Source organism: Rhizobium sp. TRM95796 (genome assembly GCF_025779995.1).
In the GTDB taxonomy this organism is placed as follows: Bacteria; Pseudomonadota; Alphaproteobacteria; order Rhizobiales; family Rhizobiaceae; genus Rhizobium_E.
Genome location: NZ_JAOXHE010000008.1, coordinates 52,569 through 68,766 on the forward strand (window position 1 = coordinate 52,569; position 16,198 = coordinate 68,766).

The window sequence follows — 16,198 nt, forward strand, 5'->3', positions numbered from 1 at the left end:
CCTCACGATTGCCTGGCCCGCAAAAGCGCGGACCATTGCAATCGATGTGGGAAACGCCGTGACGCATTCAAGCAGATCTCGGTCGAAATCGGACAAGAGCCTGAAACGTCTTGCGTTTTTCAATGCCTGCTTAAACACGCATAACGCGAAACTCAGTCCTTGGGCTGGGACCGGGCGCCCCGACGCGGCAGCCTGAGCTTCGGCGCGGACGATTTCGCCGGCGAGTTGGAATTGACCGCCTCTGTTCTTGCGCCATGTTCGCGCATGAAGGAAATGATGCGGGGCACGATTTCCTTGCGGAAGCGCGAGCCGTTGAAGACGCCGTAATGGCCGACATCCGGCTGGACGTAATGAGCGCGCTTGCCGTCGGCGAGCGAGGAGCAGAGCGTCTGCGCCGCATGCGTCTGGCCGACGCCGGAAATGTCGTCGTTTTCGCCTTCGACGGTGAAGAGCGCGGTGCGGCGAATTTTGGAGCAATCGACGCGGGCGGAGCGATGCATCATCTCGCCCTTGGGCAGGGAGTGCTTGATGAACACGGTATCGACCGTCTGCAGATAGAATTCGGCCGTCAGATCCATCACGGCCAGATATTCGTCATAGAAATCGCGATGCTTGTCGGCGGAATCGCCGTCGTTCTTGACGAGGTGGAAAAAGAAATCCTTGTGCGCGATCATATGGCGGTCGAGGTTCATCGACATAAAGCCCGACAGCTGCAGGAAGCCGGGATAGACATTGCGCATGAAGCCCGGCTGCGGCCAGGGAACCTGCATCACGACATTGTCGGCGAACCAGCTGAGCGGCCTGTCCTGCGCAAGCTGGTTGACGGCGGTGGGATTGATGCGGGTGTCGATCGGGCCGCCCATCAGCGTCATGGAGGCGGGCGCAAGCGGATCGTTTTCGTCTTCCATACGGGCGACAGCGGCGAGGACCGGCACGGAGGGCTGGCAGACGGCCAGGACATGCGTGTCTTCACCGATGAACCGAACCATGTCGATGATGTAATCGATATAGTCGTCGAGATCGAAGGAGCCCTCGCTCAAGGGCACCATGCGGGCGTCCTTCCAATCGGTGATGTAGATATCGGCATGGGGGAGCAGCGCTTCGACCGTGCCGCGCAACAGCGTGGCGTAGTGGCCGGACATCGGCGCGACGATCAGCAACTTGGGATCGCGACCATGACCCGGGGGCAGAACCCGCTCGAAATGCAGGAGATCACAGAAGGGTTTCGAGAGCACCACATGCTCGTGCACCGATGCCGGTCTGCCCGCGATCGTCGTGGTCGGCAGTTCGAAGGCCGGCTTGCCATAGCGGCGGGTGGCGCGTTCGAACACTTCCAGCCCCGCAGCCATCGACCTGCCGAGAGCAGTGTAGGACAGCGGATTGAAGGGATTGGAATACGCGATCCTGAGCGATTCAGCCGTTGCACGAGCGGGCGCCATGGCGGCGTGGCCGAATTCGTAGATGTGATAGAACATGTAAAACCTGCACCTTTTCCTGGGCCGGACCGCCGGTCACGCATGTTAATTCATGATCGACACTAACAGTTCCGACTTAATGGACAAGAAACGCGATCGCGCCAAGTCGATCGAAGTCATCACATCTGGTGACGAAATGCGGGAAATGCACCATCTTTGTGATGATTCTCACCGATCAGCCTTGCGCCTGGATGACCGCCTTGATCAGCCCAGATTTCTGATGCGCCCAGCGCGGCAGGTCGGTGATCGCACCCGGAAAATCGGTGCGGTGGGTGATCAGCTGGTCCGTGTCGATCGCGCCGCTGCGGATAGAGGCGATGACGTGATCGAAATCGGCCTTCTGGGCGTTGCGGCTGCCGATGATCGACATTTCCCGCTTGTGGAATTCCGGATCGGCGAAAGTGATGTCGTCCTTGACCACGCTGACATAAACGAGGACGCCGCCATGAGCGACGAAAGGCAGCGCCGCCATCATCGAGGCGGCATTGCCTGTGGCGTCGAACACGGCCTCGAAGCCTTCGCCTTCGGTGATGGTCTTGGCCTGATCGAGCGCGGACGGGCCGACGGTGATGGAGGACGCCAGACCGAAGCGGCCATTCGCTTCCGCCAGACGCTCTTCGCTCAGATCCATCAGCGTCACTTCGAAGCCGGCGATGCGGGCGAAGAGTGCTGTTCCCAAACCGATAGGACCGGCGCCGACCACGAGCGCGCGCGCTCCCGGCTCGACGGAACCGGCGCGGCGCACGGCATGGGCGCCGATGGCGAGAAACTCCACCGTCGCGGCCTGTTCCGGAGACAGGCCTTTCGCCGGGTAAGCATTGACCGAGGGCACCACGATTTCCTCGCAGAAGGCGCCGTCGCGATGAACGCCGAGCACTTCGATCGCCATGCAGCAATTGGGTTTTCCGCGGCGGCAGGCGATGCAGCGCCCGCAGGCGATATAGGGATTGACAGCGACGAGATCGCCGGGTTCGAGACCGGAGCCGGCGGGCGCCTCCATGACATGAGCGGAGATCTCGTGACCCATGACGCGGGGATAGGCGAGGAAGGGATGCTTGCCTTCATAGATATGATAATCGGTGCCGCAAATGCCGATGTGGCTGACCTTCAGCCGGATTTCGCTGGCCTCCGCGGGCTGAGGCGCGGCGCGCTCCACCAGTTCGAGCCGACCGGGTTCGGCGCACAGAATCGCTTTCATCGTCTTTCCTCCCCTCGCCGCTCCCTCGAGCGGCGTCATGCGAATTGCTTTTGTCTTTTATCTACAATATACAATTCGCGCAATGGGAGGATCTGTCGTCGGGGAACGTGGCGACAGGGGCGGACGGAGGACCTATGGCGCGGCAGAATACGCTGTTCAAGGAGGCCTATAACAGGTGCCTGAGCGATATCGAGGAGCAGGAAAACCTGCCGTCGGAGCCGGAACTGGGCGAGAAATACGGCATCAGCCGCACCACGGTGCGAGCGATCCTCGGGCGGATGCGCGACAGCGGCCTGATCGAATGGGACAAGCGCAACAAGATCGTGCTTCGGCCACCCAAGGACGAAGACTATTTTCCCGCCGAAGAAACCAATTCGCTGAACGAAATCATCGAACGCGCCTTCATGAAACGCATCCTCACCGGCGAAGCCAGCCCGGGCGCGCAGATCAGCGAGGCGGAGATCGCCCGCGAAGTCGGGGCCGGCACGACCAGCGTGCGTGAATTCCTGATCCGTTTCTCGCGCTTCGGCCTGATCGAGAAGCGACCCAACAGCCATTGGGTGCTCAAGGGTTTCACGCTGAATTTTGCGCTCGAACTCAGCGAAGTGCGCGAGATGTTCGAATTCAAATCGGCCGCGGCCTTCGCCAGATTGCCGCCCGAGCATCCGGCCTGGGCGGAGCTCGATGCGATCGAGGACGAGCATCACGACCTGCTCGCCGACATCGAAAACCGCTTCCTGGATTTTTCGGCGCTGGACGAGCGGTTCCATCTGCTCGTGCATCGCGCCTCGGGCAACCGTTTCGTGATCGATTTTCACGACGTGATCGCCTTCATATTCCACTATCACTATCAGTGGAACAAGACGCATGCCCGGGCGCGCAACGAGCGGGCGCTGCGCGAACATCTCGATTATATCGCCGCGCTGCGCTCGCGCGATCCCGCCCGGATCGACGCCGCCTGCCGCATTCATCTCGCATCGGCGCGCGAAACGCTGATCGCCTCCGTTCCCCATTGAGACCCATGATGACGACGCCCATTCTTCAATTCGGCACCAGCCGATTTCTGCAGGCCCATGCCGATCTGTTCGTCAGCGAAGCGCTGACGCGCGGCGAGGCGATTGGCCCCATCACCATCGTCCAGACGACACGATCCGGCGAACGCAGCAAGCGGCTGACGGCGCTCGCCGCGCAAGAGGGGTTTCCCGTGCGCATCCGCGGTTTGAAAGATGGCGAAGTGATCGACGAGACCAGGCGGATCACCTCCGTGAAAAAGGCGCTGTCGATCCATGACGACTGGGCCGAGACGGCTCGGATCTTCTCTGGAGAAGCCAGAGCGGTGATCTCCAATACCGGCGACGCCGGTTTCGACATCGGCGCCGAAGCAGACGTGATGCCGGAGGGCGCGCCAGAGAGCTTTCCCGGCAAATTGACCAAGCTCCTGCTCGGCCGGTTCGAAACCGGCGGGGCGGCGCTGACCATCCTTCCGGCGGAGCTGATTTCGCGCAATGGCGATGCGTTGAAGGGGATCGTCCTGAGGCTCGCGGCGCGGTGGCGGCTGCCGCAGTCGTTTCACGACTGGCTCGAGAGCGAGGTCATCTTCTCCAACACGCTGGTCGACCGTATCGTCTCCGAGCCGATCGAGCCGGCTGGCGCGGTGGCGGAACCCTATGCGCTCTGGGCGATCGAAACACGGCCCGGCCAGATCCTGCCCTGTCTGCATCCCGATATCGTGACAGCGCCGGATATCTCTTCGTATGAACGGCTGAAGCTGTTCATTCTCAATCTCGGCCATACGGCGATGACCGAGAAGTGGCTGGCCTCGGACCTGCCGCGCGACATGGTGGTGCGCGATCTGCTGGCGCGGCCGGAGTATCTCGATTTCCTGGAGCGACTCTACGCCGAGGAGATCATCCCCGGCTTCGCCATTCACGGCATGAGGGACGAGGCGGAGGCCTATGCGCGCCAGACGATCGAGCGCTTCCGCAACCCGTTCCTCAATCACCGGCTCTCCGACATCGCCCAGAACCACCTCGAAAAGATCCGCCGACGCGCCGGCGGCTTTCTCGACTGGACCGGCGTCCATACGCCCACTCTCGAAAATATGATCCGAACGGCCGCCTAGTGCGTTCAATAAACGCTGCGTCCTCCGATCCGGTGGTTGATGTTTTCCGCCGGCTCGACTCTTATCGCAGCCGCATCTTCGGTTCGTTTCCGCCCGCTTGTTCAACAGCAAGCACGGAGGGCCGTCGGGCTTTTGCTAGCGCGTGCTCCTCCCCGGGTCGTATGCCCGATGCGCAGAAAGCCCGCTCGGTCCGAACCGATGCTGAAATCAACCTTGCGCCGCATCCCGATCGGGTGCGGCTACATTCTCGACAAGGAATAGACATGTCCGATAGCCGCCACGCCGACCATCCCGCCGCCTCGATGTTCGTGGAGCGCTGGTCGCCCCGCTCCTTCACCGGCGAAGCCCTGCCGGAATCGGCGCTGATGACCATTCTCGAGGCCGCCCGCTGGACGCCCTCGGCCAGCAACACCCAGCCCTGGCGCTTCGTCTATGGTTTGAACGGAACGCCTGAATTCGACAAGCTCGTCTCGGTGCTGATGGGCTTCAACCAGGTTTGGACCCCCAAGGCGGGCGCGCTGCTGCTCGTCGTGTCGAAGACCCAGACGGTCAATGCCGACGGCGCTCAGAGCCCACTGCGCTGGCATTCCTACGACACCGGCGCCGCCGGCCTCGCCATCGCCTTGCAGGCCGAGGCGCTCGGCTATCACGCGCATTCGATGGGCGGCGTCGAGGGCGAAAAGGCCAAGGAGGTCTTCTCCATTCCCGAAGGTTACAAGGTGGAAAGCGCTATCGCGATCGGCAAGCTGGGCCCCAGGGAGGCCCTGCCCGAAAAACTGCAGGAACGCGAAGTGAAGAGCGACCGCATGCCGGTCTCGGAATTTGCTTTCAAAGGCGAATTCAAAGCCTAACAAACTCTGAATGTTTCACGTGAATCATAGAAAACGCCGGGGATAACCCGGCGTTTTCGTATCAAGGCGACGCGTATCGAAGGCGATCAGATATCGAGATTGGCGACACTGAGGGCGTTTTCTTGGATGAAGTCGCGGCGCGGCTCCACCTCGTCGCCCATCAGGCGGGAGAACAGACCGTCGGCGTCGGTGGCGTCCTGCACCTTGACCTGAAGCAACGAGCGGACATTCGGATCCAACGTGGTTTCCCAGAGCTGCTCGGCGTTCATTTCGCCGAGACCCTTGTAGCGCTGCATGGACAGGCCCTTGCGGCCGAAGGCGAAGACCGATTCGAGCAGCATGCGCGGGCCGGCGATTTCGGTCTCGCCTTCGCGGCGCACCAGCGCCGGCGGCACGCCATAGATTTCGCCGAGGCGCGACGACATCTGGTCGATCATCCTCGCATCCTGCGAGCCGATCAGCGCCATGTCGATGACCAGCGATTCCTTGACGCCGCGCACCATGCGTTCGAAACGCAGCGAACCGGCGTCGGACATTTCACCCGTCCAGCCGCGTTCGGTCTCCTCGGCGATGACGTCCATGCGGCGAGCGATTTCGGCGGCCACGGCTTCGGCGCGGGCGCGGTCGCTCATCAGTTCGGCGTTGAGACCGCCGGCGATCGCGGCCTGTTCGACGAGGGCGCGGTTGTAGCGGGAATGCAGACCGTCGATCAGCGTGCGGACGCGCAGCGCATCCTGGATGACGTCGCGCAGATCGGCGCCGATGCGAACTTCGCCTCCGCCGAGACGCAGCGACACATCTTCGAGGCCGGCGTCGATGAGATATTCATCCAGCGCCTTTTCGTCCTTCAGATAGGTGGAGGACTTGCCACGGCTGACCTTGTAGAGCGGCGGCTGGGCGATGAACAAATGGCCGCGCTCGATCAACTCCGGCATCTGCCGGAAGAAGAATGTGAGCAGCAGCGTGCGGATATGGGCGCCGTCGACGTCGGCGTCCGTCATGATGATGATCTTGTGATAGCGCAGCTTGTCGGCGTTGAACTCGTCCTTGCCGATGCCGGTGCCGAGCGCGGTGATCAGCGTGCCGATTTCCTGGCTCGACAACATCTTGTCGAAGCGGGCGCGTTCGACGTTGAGGATCTTGCCGCGCAGCGGCAGGATCGCCTGGTTCTCGCGCGAGCGGCCCTGCTTGGCCGAGCCGCCTGCCGAATCACCTTCGACGAGGAACAGTTCGGACTTGGAGGGATCGCGCTCGGAGCAGTCGGCCAGCTTGCCGGGAAGCGAGGCGATGTCGAGCGCGCCCTTGCGGCGGGTCAATTCGCGCGCTTTACGGGCGGCTTCGCGGGCGGCCGCGGCTTCGACCACCTTGCCCACCAGCGTCTTGGACTCGGACGGATGCTCCTCGAGCCATTGGTTGAGCGCTTCGTTGACCAGGTTTTCGACGACCGGGCGGACTTCGGAGGAAACGAGCTTGTCCTTGGTCTGCGACGAGAATTTCGGATCCGGCACCTTCACCGAAAGAACGGCGGTCAGGCCTTCACGACAATCGTCGCCGGTCAACGAGACCTTTTCCTTCTTGAGAATGCCGGAGCTCTCGGCATAGCCGGTGATCTGGCGGGTCAGAGCCCCGCGGAAACCCGCGAGATGGGTGCCCCCGTCCCGCTGCGGGATGTTGTTGGTGAAGCACAGCATGTGTTCGTGATAGCTGTCGTTCCACCACATCGCGACTTCGACGGTGATGCCGTCCTTCTCGCTGCTGATCGAGATCGGCTTGTCGACCAGCGGCTTCTTGGCGCGATCGAGATAGGCGACGAAGGCTTCGAGACCGCCGGAATAGAGAAGCTCTTCCTGCTTGATGTCGGAATGACGCTTGTCGGTGAGCACGATGCGGACGCCGGAATTCAGGAAGGCCAGTTCGCGCAGGCGATGTTCGAGCGTCTGATAGTCGAAAACCGTCTTGGTGAAGGTGTCGGGGCTCGGCAGGAAGGTCACTTCGGTGCCGGTTTCATTCGGCGAGTCGCCGATCACCTTCAGGGGCGCATCGGCGACCCCGTGGGTGAAGCTCATCTCATGGATCTTGCCTTCGCGGCGGATCTTCAGCTTGAGCCAGATCGACAGCGCATTGACGACCGAGACGCCGACCCCATGCAGACCGCCGGAGACTTTATAGGAGTTCTGGTCGAACTTGCCGCCGGCATGCAGCTGGGTCATGATCACTTCGGCGGCGGAAACGCCCTCCTCGTGATGGATGCCCGTGGGGATGCCGCGGCCATTGTCGGTGACGGTGCAGGACCCGTCGGCATTGAGGGTGACGGTGACCAGATCGGCATGGCCGGCCAGCGCTTCGTCGATGGCGTTGTCGACCACCTCATAGACCATGTGATGCAGACCGGACCCGTCGTCGGTGTCGCCGATATACATGCCCGGACGTTTTCTCACCGCGTCGAGGCCCTTGAGAACCTTGATGCTATCGGCGCCGTATTCGCCGGCGGGCGCCGGTGCGTCGTCTTCGGTGGGTCCGGTCATGGATGGCTTTCTCTTGGCTGTCTTGCAAAATCGTCGAAGGCGAAAAATCGGCCTTGCGAATCACTTTTCAGAAGGTGACCGACTATAGGATTTTTCCCCGAAAGGCCAAAGCGTGGCCATGGAAATAGGGCGTAAAACCGGTCGCTAGCGGGCTTTTTCCCGTAGAAAAACGATCCGATCGAGCGTTTCCGTCAGTTCCGTCACGGCATCGGGCGGAAGGCCGCGAATTTCGGTCGCCAGACGGTTGGCCAGGGCCGTGTAAGCCGCAGGCAGGCCTGTCGTGTCGACCACGACCCGCGGGTGCGAATGGGAAGCGACACGGAAGAGATCGTCGGCTTCATCCCAGATGATGTTGAAATAACCGGCGACACGCTGGAGGAAATCGAAGCTCGGCCGGCCGCGATGGCCGTTTTCGAGCGCTGAGAGATAGGCCGGCGTCACACCCAATGCCGCCGCCATCTGCTTCTGGCTGACGCCCCGTTCGCGGCGCAGCCGCCGCACGGCCTCGCCGAACGGCGTCATGACCGTTCACCGCGGCTGCGCGACAGGCGCACATAAAGCGCGCCGTCGCCGCCGTGATTGGCGGCCGCCGGCTCATAGGACGAAATCAGGGGACGGAAATCGGGCTTGGAAAACCAGAGCGGCACCGCGCGCTTGAGCGCGCCGTCGCTGCCGATCGAACCGCCCTTGCCGGTAATCACCAGCACATGCCGGAGGCCGCGTTCATGGGCGCGGACCAAGAAGGAATGCAGGATGGCGTGCGCCTCGGACTGGAAAAGGCCATGCAGATCGATCCGCGCTTCAAGCTCCAGCCGCCCCTTGGCGAGCTTTCGCTTGACCGGCTTTTCGAGTGGATGATGGCGCGGCTGTTGCGGGCGGGGGGTGGGCGCAGGCTCGCTCATGGGCGCCGACACAAGGCTCGGCGGCGAGTTTGCTTCGCCGGATTCATGCTCCTTCATCAAGATTTCAAAAGCGTCGATATCGCCTATGCGACCCGGCAGCGCACGGGTGGTGCGCGCCACTTTGCCCCAGAGAATGCGGTCTTCGTGGGAGAGCTTCTTCTCACTCGCCATAACCCAGCTCCCGTGCGGCGCGATGGGGAAGAAGAAGAAAGAAATCGGCGGCGTCGCGCACATTGCCCGCAAGCTCGCCCGCAGCGTCGCCCGAGCCGGTGAAGATATCGGCGCGGGCCGGACCGACGATGGCCGTACCGGTGTCGAGCGCCATCATCAGCCGACGAAACGGTTTTCCGCCGGTGAGATGCGTGAGGCTGTCCGATGAGAGATAGAACAGTGACGAAAACGTGTGGATCGTTCTGTCGACCGCGATCGAGCGCATCGGCTGCAACGGAACCTTGGCGGCGGCAACGGGCCCCAAGGCGAGATCGCTGACCTCGGCGTCCCGAAAAAAGATGTAGGAGCGGTTGGTCCAGAGGATTTCGTCCTGCCGATCTTCATGCGCCGCGAGCCAGGCGCGGATCGACTGCATGGAAATCTCCGCCTCGGCGACTTCTCCGAGCTCGATCAACCGCCGGCCGATTCCGGAGAAGGGATGTCCAGCCTTGGCGGCATAGGTGATGCGGCGGATCGCGCCGTCCGGATAGCGCAACCGCGCAGCGCCCTGGACATGAGCAAAAAAGACGTCGACGCGCGACCGGGCCCAGGCAATCTCCAGCCCCCGGCCCGCCAATCCGCCGCGATCGATCTCGCCGCGGTCCAGATAGGCGCAGATCGTCCCATCCGGTCGCCGCTGGCCGAAGGCGTAGGAAGGATCGAGCTCAAGGGGGCGATTGGCCTCGTCGAGATCGACCAGGTCCGAGGGGCGGCGATAAAAGGGGTGCTGGAACTCGTGGTCTCGATGTTCTGAAACATCCACGATCGGCTCATAATAGGCGGTGACGAAACCCGCGTCGCCGGAGGCGGGCCGAATGCGAAACGGCTGGAAACGGGTCTCGATGAATGTCCGCATTTCGGCCGGGCCCTGGGGATCGATCTCGACCGCCTGCTCGAAAATCTCCGCAAGCAATTCGGGGCGCAATCCCAGCGCCCCGGTTCGATAAGGTTTGACCTCGCGACCATGCGCGAGACAACGCCGCATCGACCCGAGCAGATCGCTGGGATCGTCTTCGGCCCAGCCGGGCAGTTCGGAATACGCCGCCGGGATCAGGCCGAAGCTCATCGTGGTCAGCCTTCCGACTGGGTCGAAACGAGCTTCCAGTTCGGATCGCGCGAACGGGTGTCGCGCAGGAAGGTCCAGCGGTCCTTGACCTCGGACACATCTTCGGCATTGCCATCCACCAGCGTTCCCGCCTTGTCATAGGTGGCGGAAATCAGCTGGCTGACGATCTTCATCGTCACGGTGACCTCCGGGCCTTCGAGATTGGCCGCAACCATTTCCGCCTTATCGATGCCGACGAAACTGAACTTGACCTTCTCGCCCGCCTTCTCCCGCTCGGCGATCGCGGCGTTGAAGCCCTCATAGACGTCGTTGGAAAGCAGGTTCTTCAAGGTCTTGCGGTCGCCCTCCGCATAGGCGGTGACGATCATTTCATAGGCCGCCTGCGCTCCCTGAACGAATTGCTGCGGGTCGAACGATGGGTCTGCGTCGACGATCCGGCGCAATGATTCGTTCAGCGCGGCGCCGGGCGGGGCGAAATCATCGATGGCCTGATAGCGATTTTCAGGTTCGGATGCGCCGCGCCGCGGCAGCGTGATGACCTTGCCGTCTTCCGCCGGCGGCTGGGGCCGTTCGGCCTCCCGTGCGGATTCGCGCGGCGAAAAAGGATCGTAGGGCTGCTTCTCATGCCCGGTGCGTTTTCCCAGAACGCTGCGGAGGTTCAAAAAAATCAACGCCGCAACGATCAGGAAAAACAGGGTGATGATACTGTCTGTGCCCATGGCTGGCTTTGCCCTCGGTTCTTAAATTGCCTGCTTCGCTTCCCATATAGTCGTCCTATGAATATCATTCAAACGGAGGAGACAAGGGAATTACAATGCGCACCACTCTGCCGCTTCTGGCGTTTCTCGCCACGCCGATCCTGGAGATCGCGACTTTCATTCTCGTCGGACAACGGATCGGCGTCGGACCGACGCTTCTTCTGGTGCTGCTCGCCGGATTTGCCGGCGTGATGATCTTGCGACGGCAGGGGCTGGGCGCGCTGAAGAAACTGAACCGAAATCTGCGCCGCGAGAGCCTGTCCGGAGAAGGACTGGCGGACGGCTTCCTGATTGCGGTCGCGGCCGTGCTGCTGATCATTCCCGGATTTCTGACCGACATCGCCGCGCTTCTCCTGCTTCTGCCGCCCGTCCGCCGTCTGATCTGGCGGCGTTGGGCCAGTTCGATCGAGATGCGCAGCTATTACAGCTCCAGTCATTCCCGGGGACCCGCAAATAGCGACGCACGATCCAACCGCGATTTCGTCGATCTCTCGCCGGAGGACTTTCGCCGTGCGGCGGATCCCGACGCTTCGCGGCTCGAACGGCCGGACTGAGGCGCCGAGGGTTGTAAGCATCGGGCCTAGATGCTAGATGGCAAGCCCCGGGGCTCAGCGCCCTATGCTTCGGTCAGAGAAGTCGAACTTCACCGCCGGCCCGTCGCCGTGAACCCCGGACAATGGAATCTTTGAGGCGAACCAGTCATTCGCCCTGGCGATGAGGAAAGAGATCATGTCGAACGAAAATGCGAACGGCGTCGAAGCGCAGCCGGCCATCAACATTCTGGCGCAGTATGTGAAGGACTTTTCCTTCGAGAATCCGGGCGCGCCCCGTTCGCTCCAGGCGCGCGACAAGGCCCCGTCGATCAATATCTCGGTGAACGTCAACGCCAATCCGCTGTCGGACACCGATTTCGATGTGGTGCTTACGCTCGACGCCTCGGCCAAGGATGGCGACAAGGTGGTCTTCCACGCCGAGCTCGCTTATGGCGGCCTGTTCCGCGTTCAAGGCTTCGCCCAGGAGCATATGCTGCCGGTGCTCTTCATCGAATGCCCGCGCCTGCTGTTCCCCTTCGCGCGTCAGATCGTCGCCGACGCCACCCGCAATGGCGGCTTCCCGCCGCTGATGATCGACCCGATCGATTTCGCGGTGATGTTCCAGCAGCGCATGGCCGAAGAACAGGCTAAAGCGCGCGTCGCCGCCAACAACTGAGCAGCTTGACAGGCTTGCATTCGAAAGCGCCCGGCCTCCGCCGGGCGTTTTTTATTGGCTTGCCGGCTCCGCGCCGAGGCCGTATTTCATCCAGATCGCCTTGTCGCCCATTTTCCTGACCAACGCCTTATGCGCTTCGGCTTCAACAGCCGACAGACGCGAAGGCAGCGGCTGAGGGCGCGTGAGCGTGATGATGTCGGACTGGTCTTCGATCTGCTGGGCGCGGCTCCGTTCCGGTCCCGCCAGGCCGAGCGCCGTCTGCCGGCCGCCGATCAATTCGATATAGACTTCGGCGAGCAGTTCGGAATCGAGAAGCGCGCCGTGTTTCAGGCGATGTGAATTGTCGACGCCGTAACGACGGCAGAGCGCATCCAGCGTATTCGGTCCCATCGGATGCTTGCGCCGCGCCATCTGCAGCGTGTCGACCACCCGCTCATTGGCGATAGCCGGCAAACCGATCCGGGCGAGCTCGGCATTGATGAAGCCCATGTCGAAATTGGCGTTGTGGGCGATCCACTGGGCGCCGTCGAAAAACTCCAGAATTTCATCGACGACATTGGCGAAGACGGGTTTATCGGCGAGAAACTCGTCGGTAATTCCGTGCACGGCCAAGGCGTCCGGATGGACCTTTCGGCCATCGGGATTGATATAGAGATGGATTGTCCTACCGGTCGGAAAGTGATCCCGAAGCTCCACGCCGCCGATTTCGATGATGCGATCCTCGCGCGAGTCGAGGCCGGTGGTTTCCGTGTCGAAGATGATTTCCCGCATGGTCAGCGATCTCCAAGTCCAAATTCGCCCAGGATGCGCTTCACGTCCGCGCGAGCGTGCTCGATACCGAGGCCGGTGTCGATGACGTAGTCGGCGCGTTTGCGCTTCTCCGCATCCGGCATCTGTCGCGACAGGATCAGCATGAATTTCTCTTCGGTCATGCCCGGCCGCGCGAGAACTCTACGGCGCTGGATATCGGGATCGCAAGTGACGACCACGACCTTGTCCACACGCGCTTCCCCCTTGTTCTCGAACAAGAGCGGGATATCGAGCACGACCAATCTTTCGCCGGATTCGCGGTAGGAATCGAGAAGCGCTGTCTCTCTCGTCCAAACCAGAGGATGCACGATCGCTTCGAGGTCGCGAAAGCGATCCGGTTCGCTGGCCAGGGCCGCAGACAGGCATTTCCTGTCGACCACGCCATCGACCACACATCCGGGAAAAGCGGCGCCGATCGGCGCTACGGCTTCGCCTCGATAGAGGTCATGGACGATGCCGTCGGCATCGATCACCGGCACGCCTTCGCCGCGAAACAGATCCGCGGTCGTCGACTTGCCCATGCCGATCGATCCGGTCAGTCCCAGCCGCAGCATCAATGCCGCTCCAGATCGGCGACGATCAACGCTCTCAGTTCGTCGGTCACGTCTGGGCGAACGCCGAACCATTTCTCGAAACCGGGTGCGGCCTGGTGCAGCAGCATGCCGAGACCGTCGCAGACTGGTCGTCTCTGTTGCTTCGCCATGGCGAGTATGGGGGTGATCAACGGCGCATAGACGATATCGGTGACCAGTCCGCCCTCCGCCATCGGTGAAAAATCGATCGCCGGCGCATCCGCGCCGTCCATGCCGAGCGACGTCGTATTGACGAAGAGATCGGCCCCGGCCAGTCGCTCGGCGAGCGCGTCGATCGGCGCGGCGTGAAGGCGCGGGCCGAAGCGGTCGGCCAGTTCCTGCGCCCGCGCGAGCGTGCGGTTCAAGACGTGAATCTCTGAAAAGCCGCGATCCCGCAACGCTTGAAGGATCGCGCGGCTGGCGCCCCCCGCCCCCAGCACCACCGCCCGATCGCGACGATCATCCCAACCTACGGCCCGCTGGTCGAGATTGGCGAGGAAGCCATAACCATCGGTATTGGTCGCCATGAGACGGCCTTGCTCGAGATAGAGCGTGTTCGCCGCACCCAATTCGCGGGCGATCTCATCGGGTTCATCCGCGAGAGCGAAAGCCGCCTCCTTATGCGGGATGGTGATATTGCCGCCCCGATAGCCGGATGCGCCGCTCTTCACGATGTCGATAAAGTCGGCGAATTGATCTGGCGCCATCTCGACCGCCTGGTAGGAGCCCTCGAGCTTCAACGTCTTCAACCAATGGGTATGGATCATCGGCGAGCGCGAATGCCGGATCGGGAAGCCGCAGACGAAAGCCTTTTTTAACGATGTTTCACGTGAATCAGCCATTGATGGCTCCCAGAGATCGGAGGCCGGCGAGCAGCGTCAGCATCGGCAGGCCGAGGATTGTGAAATAGTCGCCCTCGATCCGTTCGAACAATTGCACGCCCGGCCCTTCGAACTGGTAGGCGCCGACGGATTGCAGGATTCCGTCGCCCGAAAGTTCGAGGTAGTGAGACAGGAACGGCTCGGAGATCGCGCGCATGGTCATGTGCGCTATGGAGACGTCGGACCAAACGACCTTGCCGTCACGGGCCACGGCGACGCCGCAATTGAGATGATGCGTCCTGCTGGAAAAGGCGCGGATGTGATCGGCCGCTTCCGCCATGTCGCGCGGCTTGTGAAAGATGCGCTCACCCAGCGACAGCGTCTGGTCGGAGCCGATGACGAATGCCTGGGGATGATCCAAGGACACGTGCAGAGCCTTCGCTTCCGCCAGGCCGCGCGCGACTTCGTCCGGATGCGCGCCTCGCGCCAGCAGCGGTTCTTCGACGGCGCGCTCGTCGATATCGGCGCTGATCGCCTCGTAGACTAGCCCTGCGCCGCTCATCAGTTGACGACGCGACGCGCTCTTGGACGCCAATATCAATCTGGCCATGCCATGCCTCCTCTATTACGCCGAGGACTAACGAAGCTTAGGTCGAAGCGCAACAATCGCCGCGGCCGTCTCTTCGATCGATTTTCGGGTGACGTCGATCAGCGGCCAATTGTTTCGGGCGCAGAGTTGCCTGGCGTATTTGATCTCCTCGGAGATGGTCGCCCTGTCCGTATAACTATCCTGATAGCCGGAGGTAGAGCCGAGGATCCGGTTCTCCCGCACCTGGCTGATATGGTCGACGCTCGCCACAAGGCAAACGATCAACGGGCGTTTGGCCGCAAAGAGTTTCTCCGGAAGCTTGGCCCCGACAACCAGGGGGATGTTGGCAGTCTTGATGCCGCGATTGGCGAGGTAGATCGCCGTGGGGGTTTTCGATGTCCGGCTGACGCCCAGAAGAATGACGTCGGCTTCGTCGATATTGTGCGGCAACTGGCCGTCGTCGTGATCCATGGTGAAATTGAGCGCCTCGATACGGGCGAAGTAACCGGCGTTCAACTGGTGCTGCGCTCCCACTCTCCGCCGATTGGGCGCCCCGAGATAGGACTGAAAGATTTCCAGCACCGGCTCGATGACCGACACGCAAGGCACACCCATCTCGCCGCAGGTCTCGTCGATGACGGCGGCGATGTCCCGATCGATGATGGTGTGAAGCACGATGCCGGGCTCCTCGTCGATCGCCGCCAGCACGTCACTCACCTGCTTGCGGCTGCGCACCAGCGGATAGACATGTTCGACCGCCATGCAATCGCCGAATTGAGCGGCGGCGGCCCGTCCCGCTGCGATCAACGTCTCGCCCGTCGAATCGGAGATCAGGTGCAGGTGAAAGAATTTCTTCTTGTTTTCCACGCTTTTGGCGCCCCCTGTTGAGCAGTGTGGATAAAGTGCCGTTTCGGACCATGCGGCACAAGCTCTCTGGGAAAACCCCCGATTTGTCCACAGCGAAAGCCCGCGCGGAGAACGGAAAGGCAGGGGTGTGGAAAAGACTCATGCTTTCATCGACGGAAGATTCAGTTCTTCGATCATCCACAGACGAGATCGAAAGCAGCTGTCGTCAAAGCTTTGGATTCCC

General features: G+C 61.9%; 17 protein-coding genes. 5 read left to right on the plus strand and 12 right to left on the minus strand.

The window, feature by feature from the left end; genetic code table 11:
* Nucleotides 1-152: 152 nt before the first annotated feature.
* The gene (locus tag OCK01_RS16720) at nucleotides 153-1,475 is read right to left on the minus strand and encodes a polyhydroxyalkanoate depolymerase (protein ID WP_263824917.1); all 1,323 of its coding nucleotides are present in this window, start codon (nucleotides 1,473-1,475) and stop codon (nucleotides 153-155) included.
* A gap of 175 nt (nucleotides 1,476-1,650) precedes the next feature.
* Nucleotides 1,651-2,673: a zinc-binding alcohol dehydrogenase family protein gene (locus OCK01_RS16725; RefSeq protein WP_263824918.1), complete on the minus strand. Its 1,023-nt coding sequence runs from the start codon at nucleotides 2,671-2,673 to the stop codon at nucleotides 1,651-1,653.
* 134 nt (nucleotides 2,674-2,807) lie between these two features.
* On the opposite strand from OCK01_RS16725, the gene OCK01_RS16730 reads away from it, so the two are divergent.
* The 3 genes from OCK01_RS16730 (at nucleotide 2,808) to OCK01_RS16740 (ending at nucleotide 5,646) form a co-directional block, all read left to right on the plus strand.
* On the plus strand, nucleotides 2,808-3,689 hold the full coding sequence (locus tag OCK01_RS16730; protein ID WP_263824919.1) for a GntR family transcriptional regulator: 882 nt from the start codon (nucleotides 2,808-2,810) through the stop codon (nucleotides 3,687-3,689).
* A gap of 8 nt (nucleotides 3,690-3,697) precedes the next feature.
* Nucleotides 3,698-4,795: a mannitol dehydrogenase family protein gene (locus OCK01_RS16735; RefSeq protein WP_263824920.1), complete on the plus strand. Its 1,098-nt coding sequence runs from the start codon at nucleotides 3,698-3,700 to the stop codon at nucleotides 4,793-4,795.
* 263 nt (nucleotides 4,796-5,058) lie between these two features.
* Nucleotides 5,059-5,646 (plus strand): nitroreductase family protein, encoded by a 588-nt coding sequence (locus tag OCK01_RS16740; protein ID WP_263824921.1) that lies wholly within the window; start codon nucleotides 5,059-5,061, stop codon nucleotides 5,644-5,646.
* Between the two features lie 86 nt (nucleotides 5,647-5,732).
* Here the strand turns inward: OCK01_RS16740 and gyrB are convergent, their stop codons facing one another.
* The 5 genes from gyrB to OCK01_RS16765 all read right to left on the minus strand — a co-directional run bounded on the left by gyrB (nucleotide 5,733) and on the right by OCK01_RS16765 (nucleotide 11,068).
* Complete coding sequence (gyrB, locus tag OCK01_RS16745; protein WP_182827930.1) at nucleotides 5,733-8,171, minus strand: DNA topoisomerase (ATP-hydrolyzing) subunit B; 2,439 nt, start codon at nucleotides 8,169-8,171, stop codon at nucleotides 5,733-5,735.
* 144 nt (nucleotides 8,172-8,315) lie between these two features.
* Complete coding sequence (locus tag OCK01_RS16750) at nucleotides 8,316-8,693, minus strand: helix-turn-helix domain-containing protein (protein WP_263824922.1); 378 nt, start codon at nucleotides 8,691-8,693, stop codon at nucleotides 8,316-8,318.
* Nucleotides 8,690-9,244 (minus strand): Smr/MutS family protein, encoded by a 555-nt coding sequence (locus tag OCK01_RS16755; protein WP_263824923.1) that lies wholly within the window; start codon nucleotides 9,242-9,244, stop codon nucleotides 8,690-8,692. Before OCK01_RS16755 ends, OCK01_RS16750 begins: the two co-directional genes overlap by 4 nt.
* Entirely contained in the window at nucleotides 9,234-10,349 is a 1,116-nt protein-coding gene (locus tag OCK01_RS16760) for a murein transglycosylase A (RefSeq protein ID WP_263824924.1), read from the minus strand. Before OCK01_RS16760 ends, OCK01_RS16755 begins: the two co-directional genes overlap by 11 nt.
* 5 nt (nucleotides 10,350-10,354) lie before the next feature.
* Nucleotides 10,355-11,068, minus strand: a complete 714-nt coding sequence (locus tag OCK01_RS16765; RefSeq protein WP_263824925.1) for a Tim44/TimA family putative adaptor protein — start codon at nucleotides 11,066-11,068, stop codon at nucleotides 10,355-10,357.
* Nucleotides 11,069-11,163: 95 nt separating this feature from the next.
* Here OCK01_RS16765 and OCK01_RS16770 point away from each other — a divergent pair, with 95 nt between their 5' ends.
* Nucleotides 11,164-11,661, plus strand: coding sequence for an FxsA family protein (locus OCK01_RS16770; RefSeq protein ID WP_263824926.1), 498 nt, complete (start codon nucleotides 11,164-11,166; stop codon nucleotides 11,659-11,661).
* A gap of 175 nt (nucleotides 11,662-11,836) precedes the next feature.
* On the plus strand, nucleotides 11,837-12,316 hold the full coding sequence (gene secB, locus OCK01_RS16775; protein WP_182827934.1) for a protein-export chaperone SecB: 480 nt from the start codon (nucleotides 11,837-11,839) through the stop codon (nucleotides 12,314-12,316).
* 51 nt (nucleotides 12,317-12,367) lie between these two features.
* Here the strand turns inward: secB and dnaQ are convergent, their stop codons facing one another.
* From dnaQ to OCK01_RS16800, 5 genes are read right to left on the minus strand one after another with little or no spacing between them, the layout of a single operon-like run.
* Nucleotides 12,368-13,087, minus strand: coding sequence for a DNA polymerase III subunit epsilon (dnaQ, locus tag OCK01_RS16780; RefSeq protein WP_263824927.1), 720 nt, complete (start codon nucleotides 13,085-13,087; stop codon nucleotides 12,368-12,370).
* 2 nt (nucleotides 13,088-13,089) lie between these two features.
* Complete coding sequence (coaE, locus tag OCK01_RS16785; protein ID WP_263824928.1) at nucleotides 13,090-13,680, minus strand: dephospho-CoA kinase; 591 nt, start codon at nucleotides 13,678-13,680, stop codon at nucleotides 13,090-13,092.
* Complete coding sequence (locus OCK01_RS16790) at nucleotides 13,680-14,540, minus strand: shikimate dehydrogenase (protein ID WP_263824929.1); 861 nt, start codon at nucleotides 14,538-14,540, stop codon at nucleotides 13,680-13,682. Before OCK01_RS16790 ends, coaE begins: the two co-directional genes overlap by 1 nt.
* A complete protein-coding gene (locus OCK01_RS16795) occupies nucleotides 14,533-15,129 on the minus strand; it encodes a Maf-like protein (protein WP_263824930.1) in 597 nt (198 codons plus the stop codon). Before OCK01_RS16795 ends, OCK01_RS16790 begins: the two co-directional genes overlap by 8 nt.
* A gap of 27 nt (nucleotides 15,130-15,156) precedes the next feature.
* A complete protein-coding gene (locus OCK01_RS16800) occupies nucleotides 15,157-15,975 on the minus strand; it encodes a pyruvate, water dikinase regulatory protein (protein ID WP_182827939.1) in 819 nt (272 codons plus the stop codon).
* Between the last annotated feature and the right edge of the window lie 223 nt (nucleotides 15,976-16,198).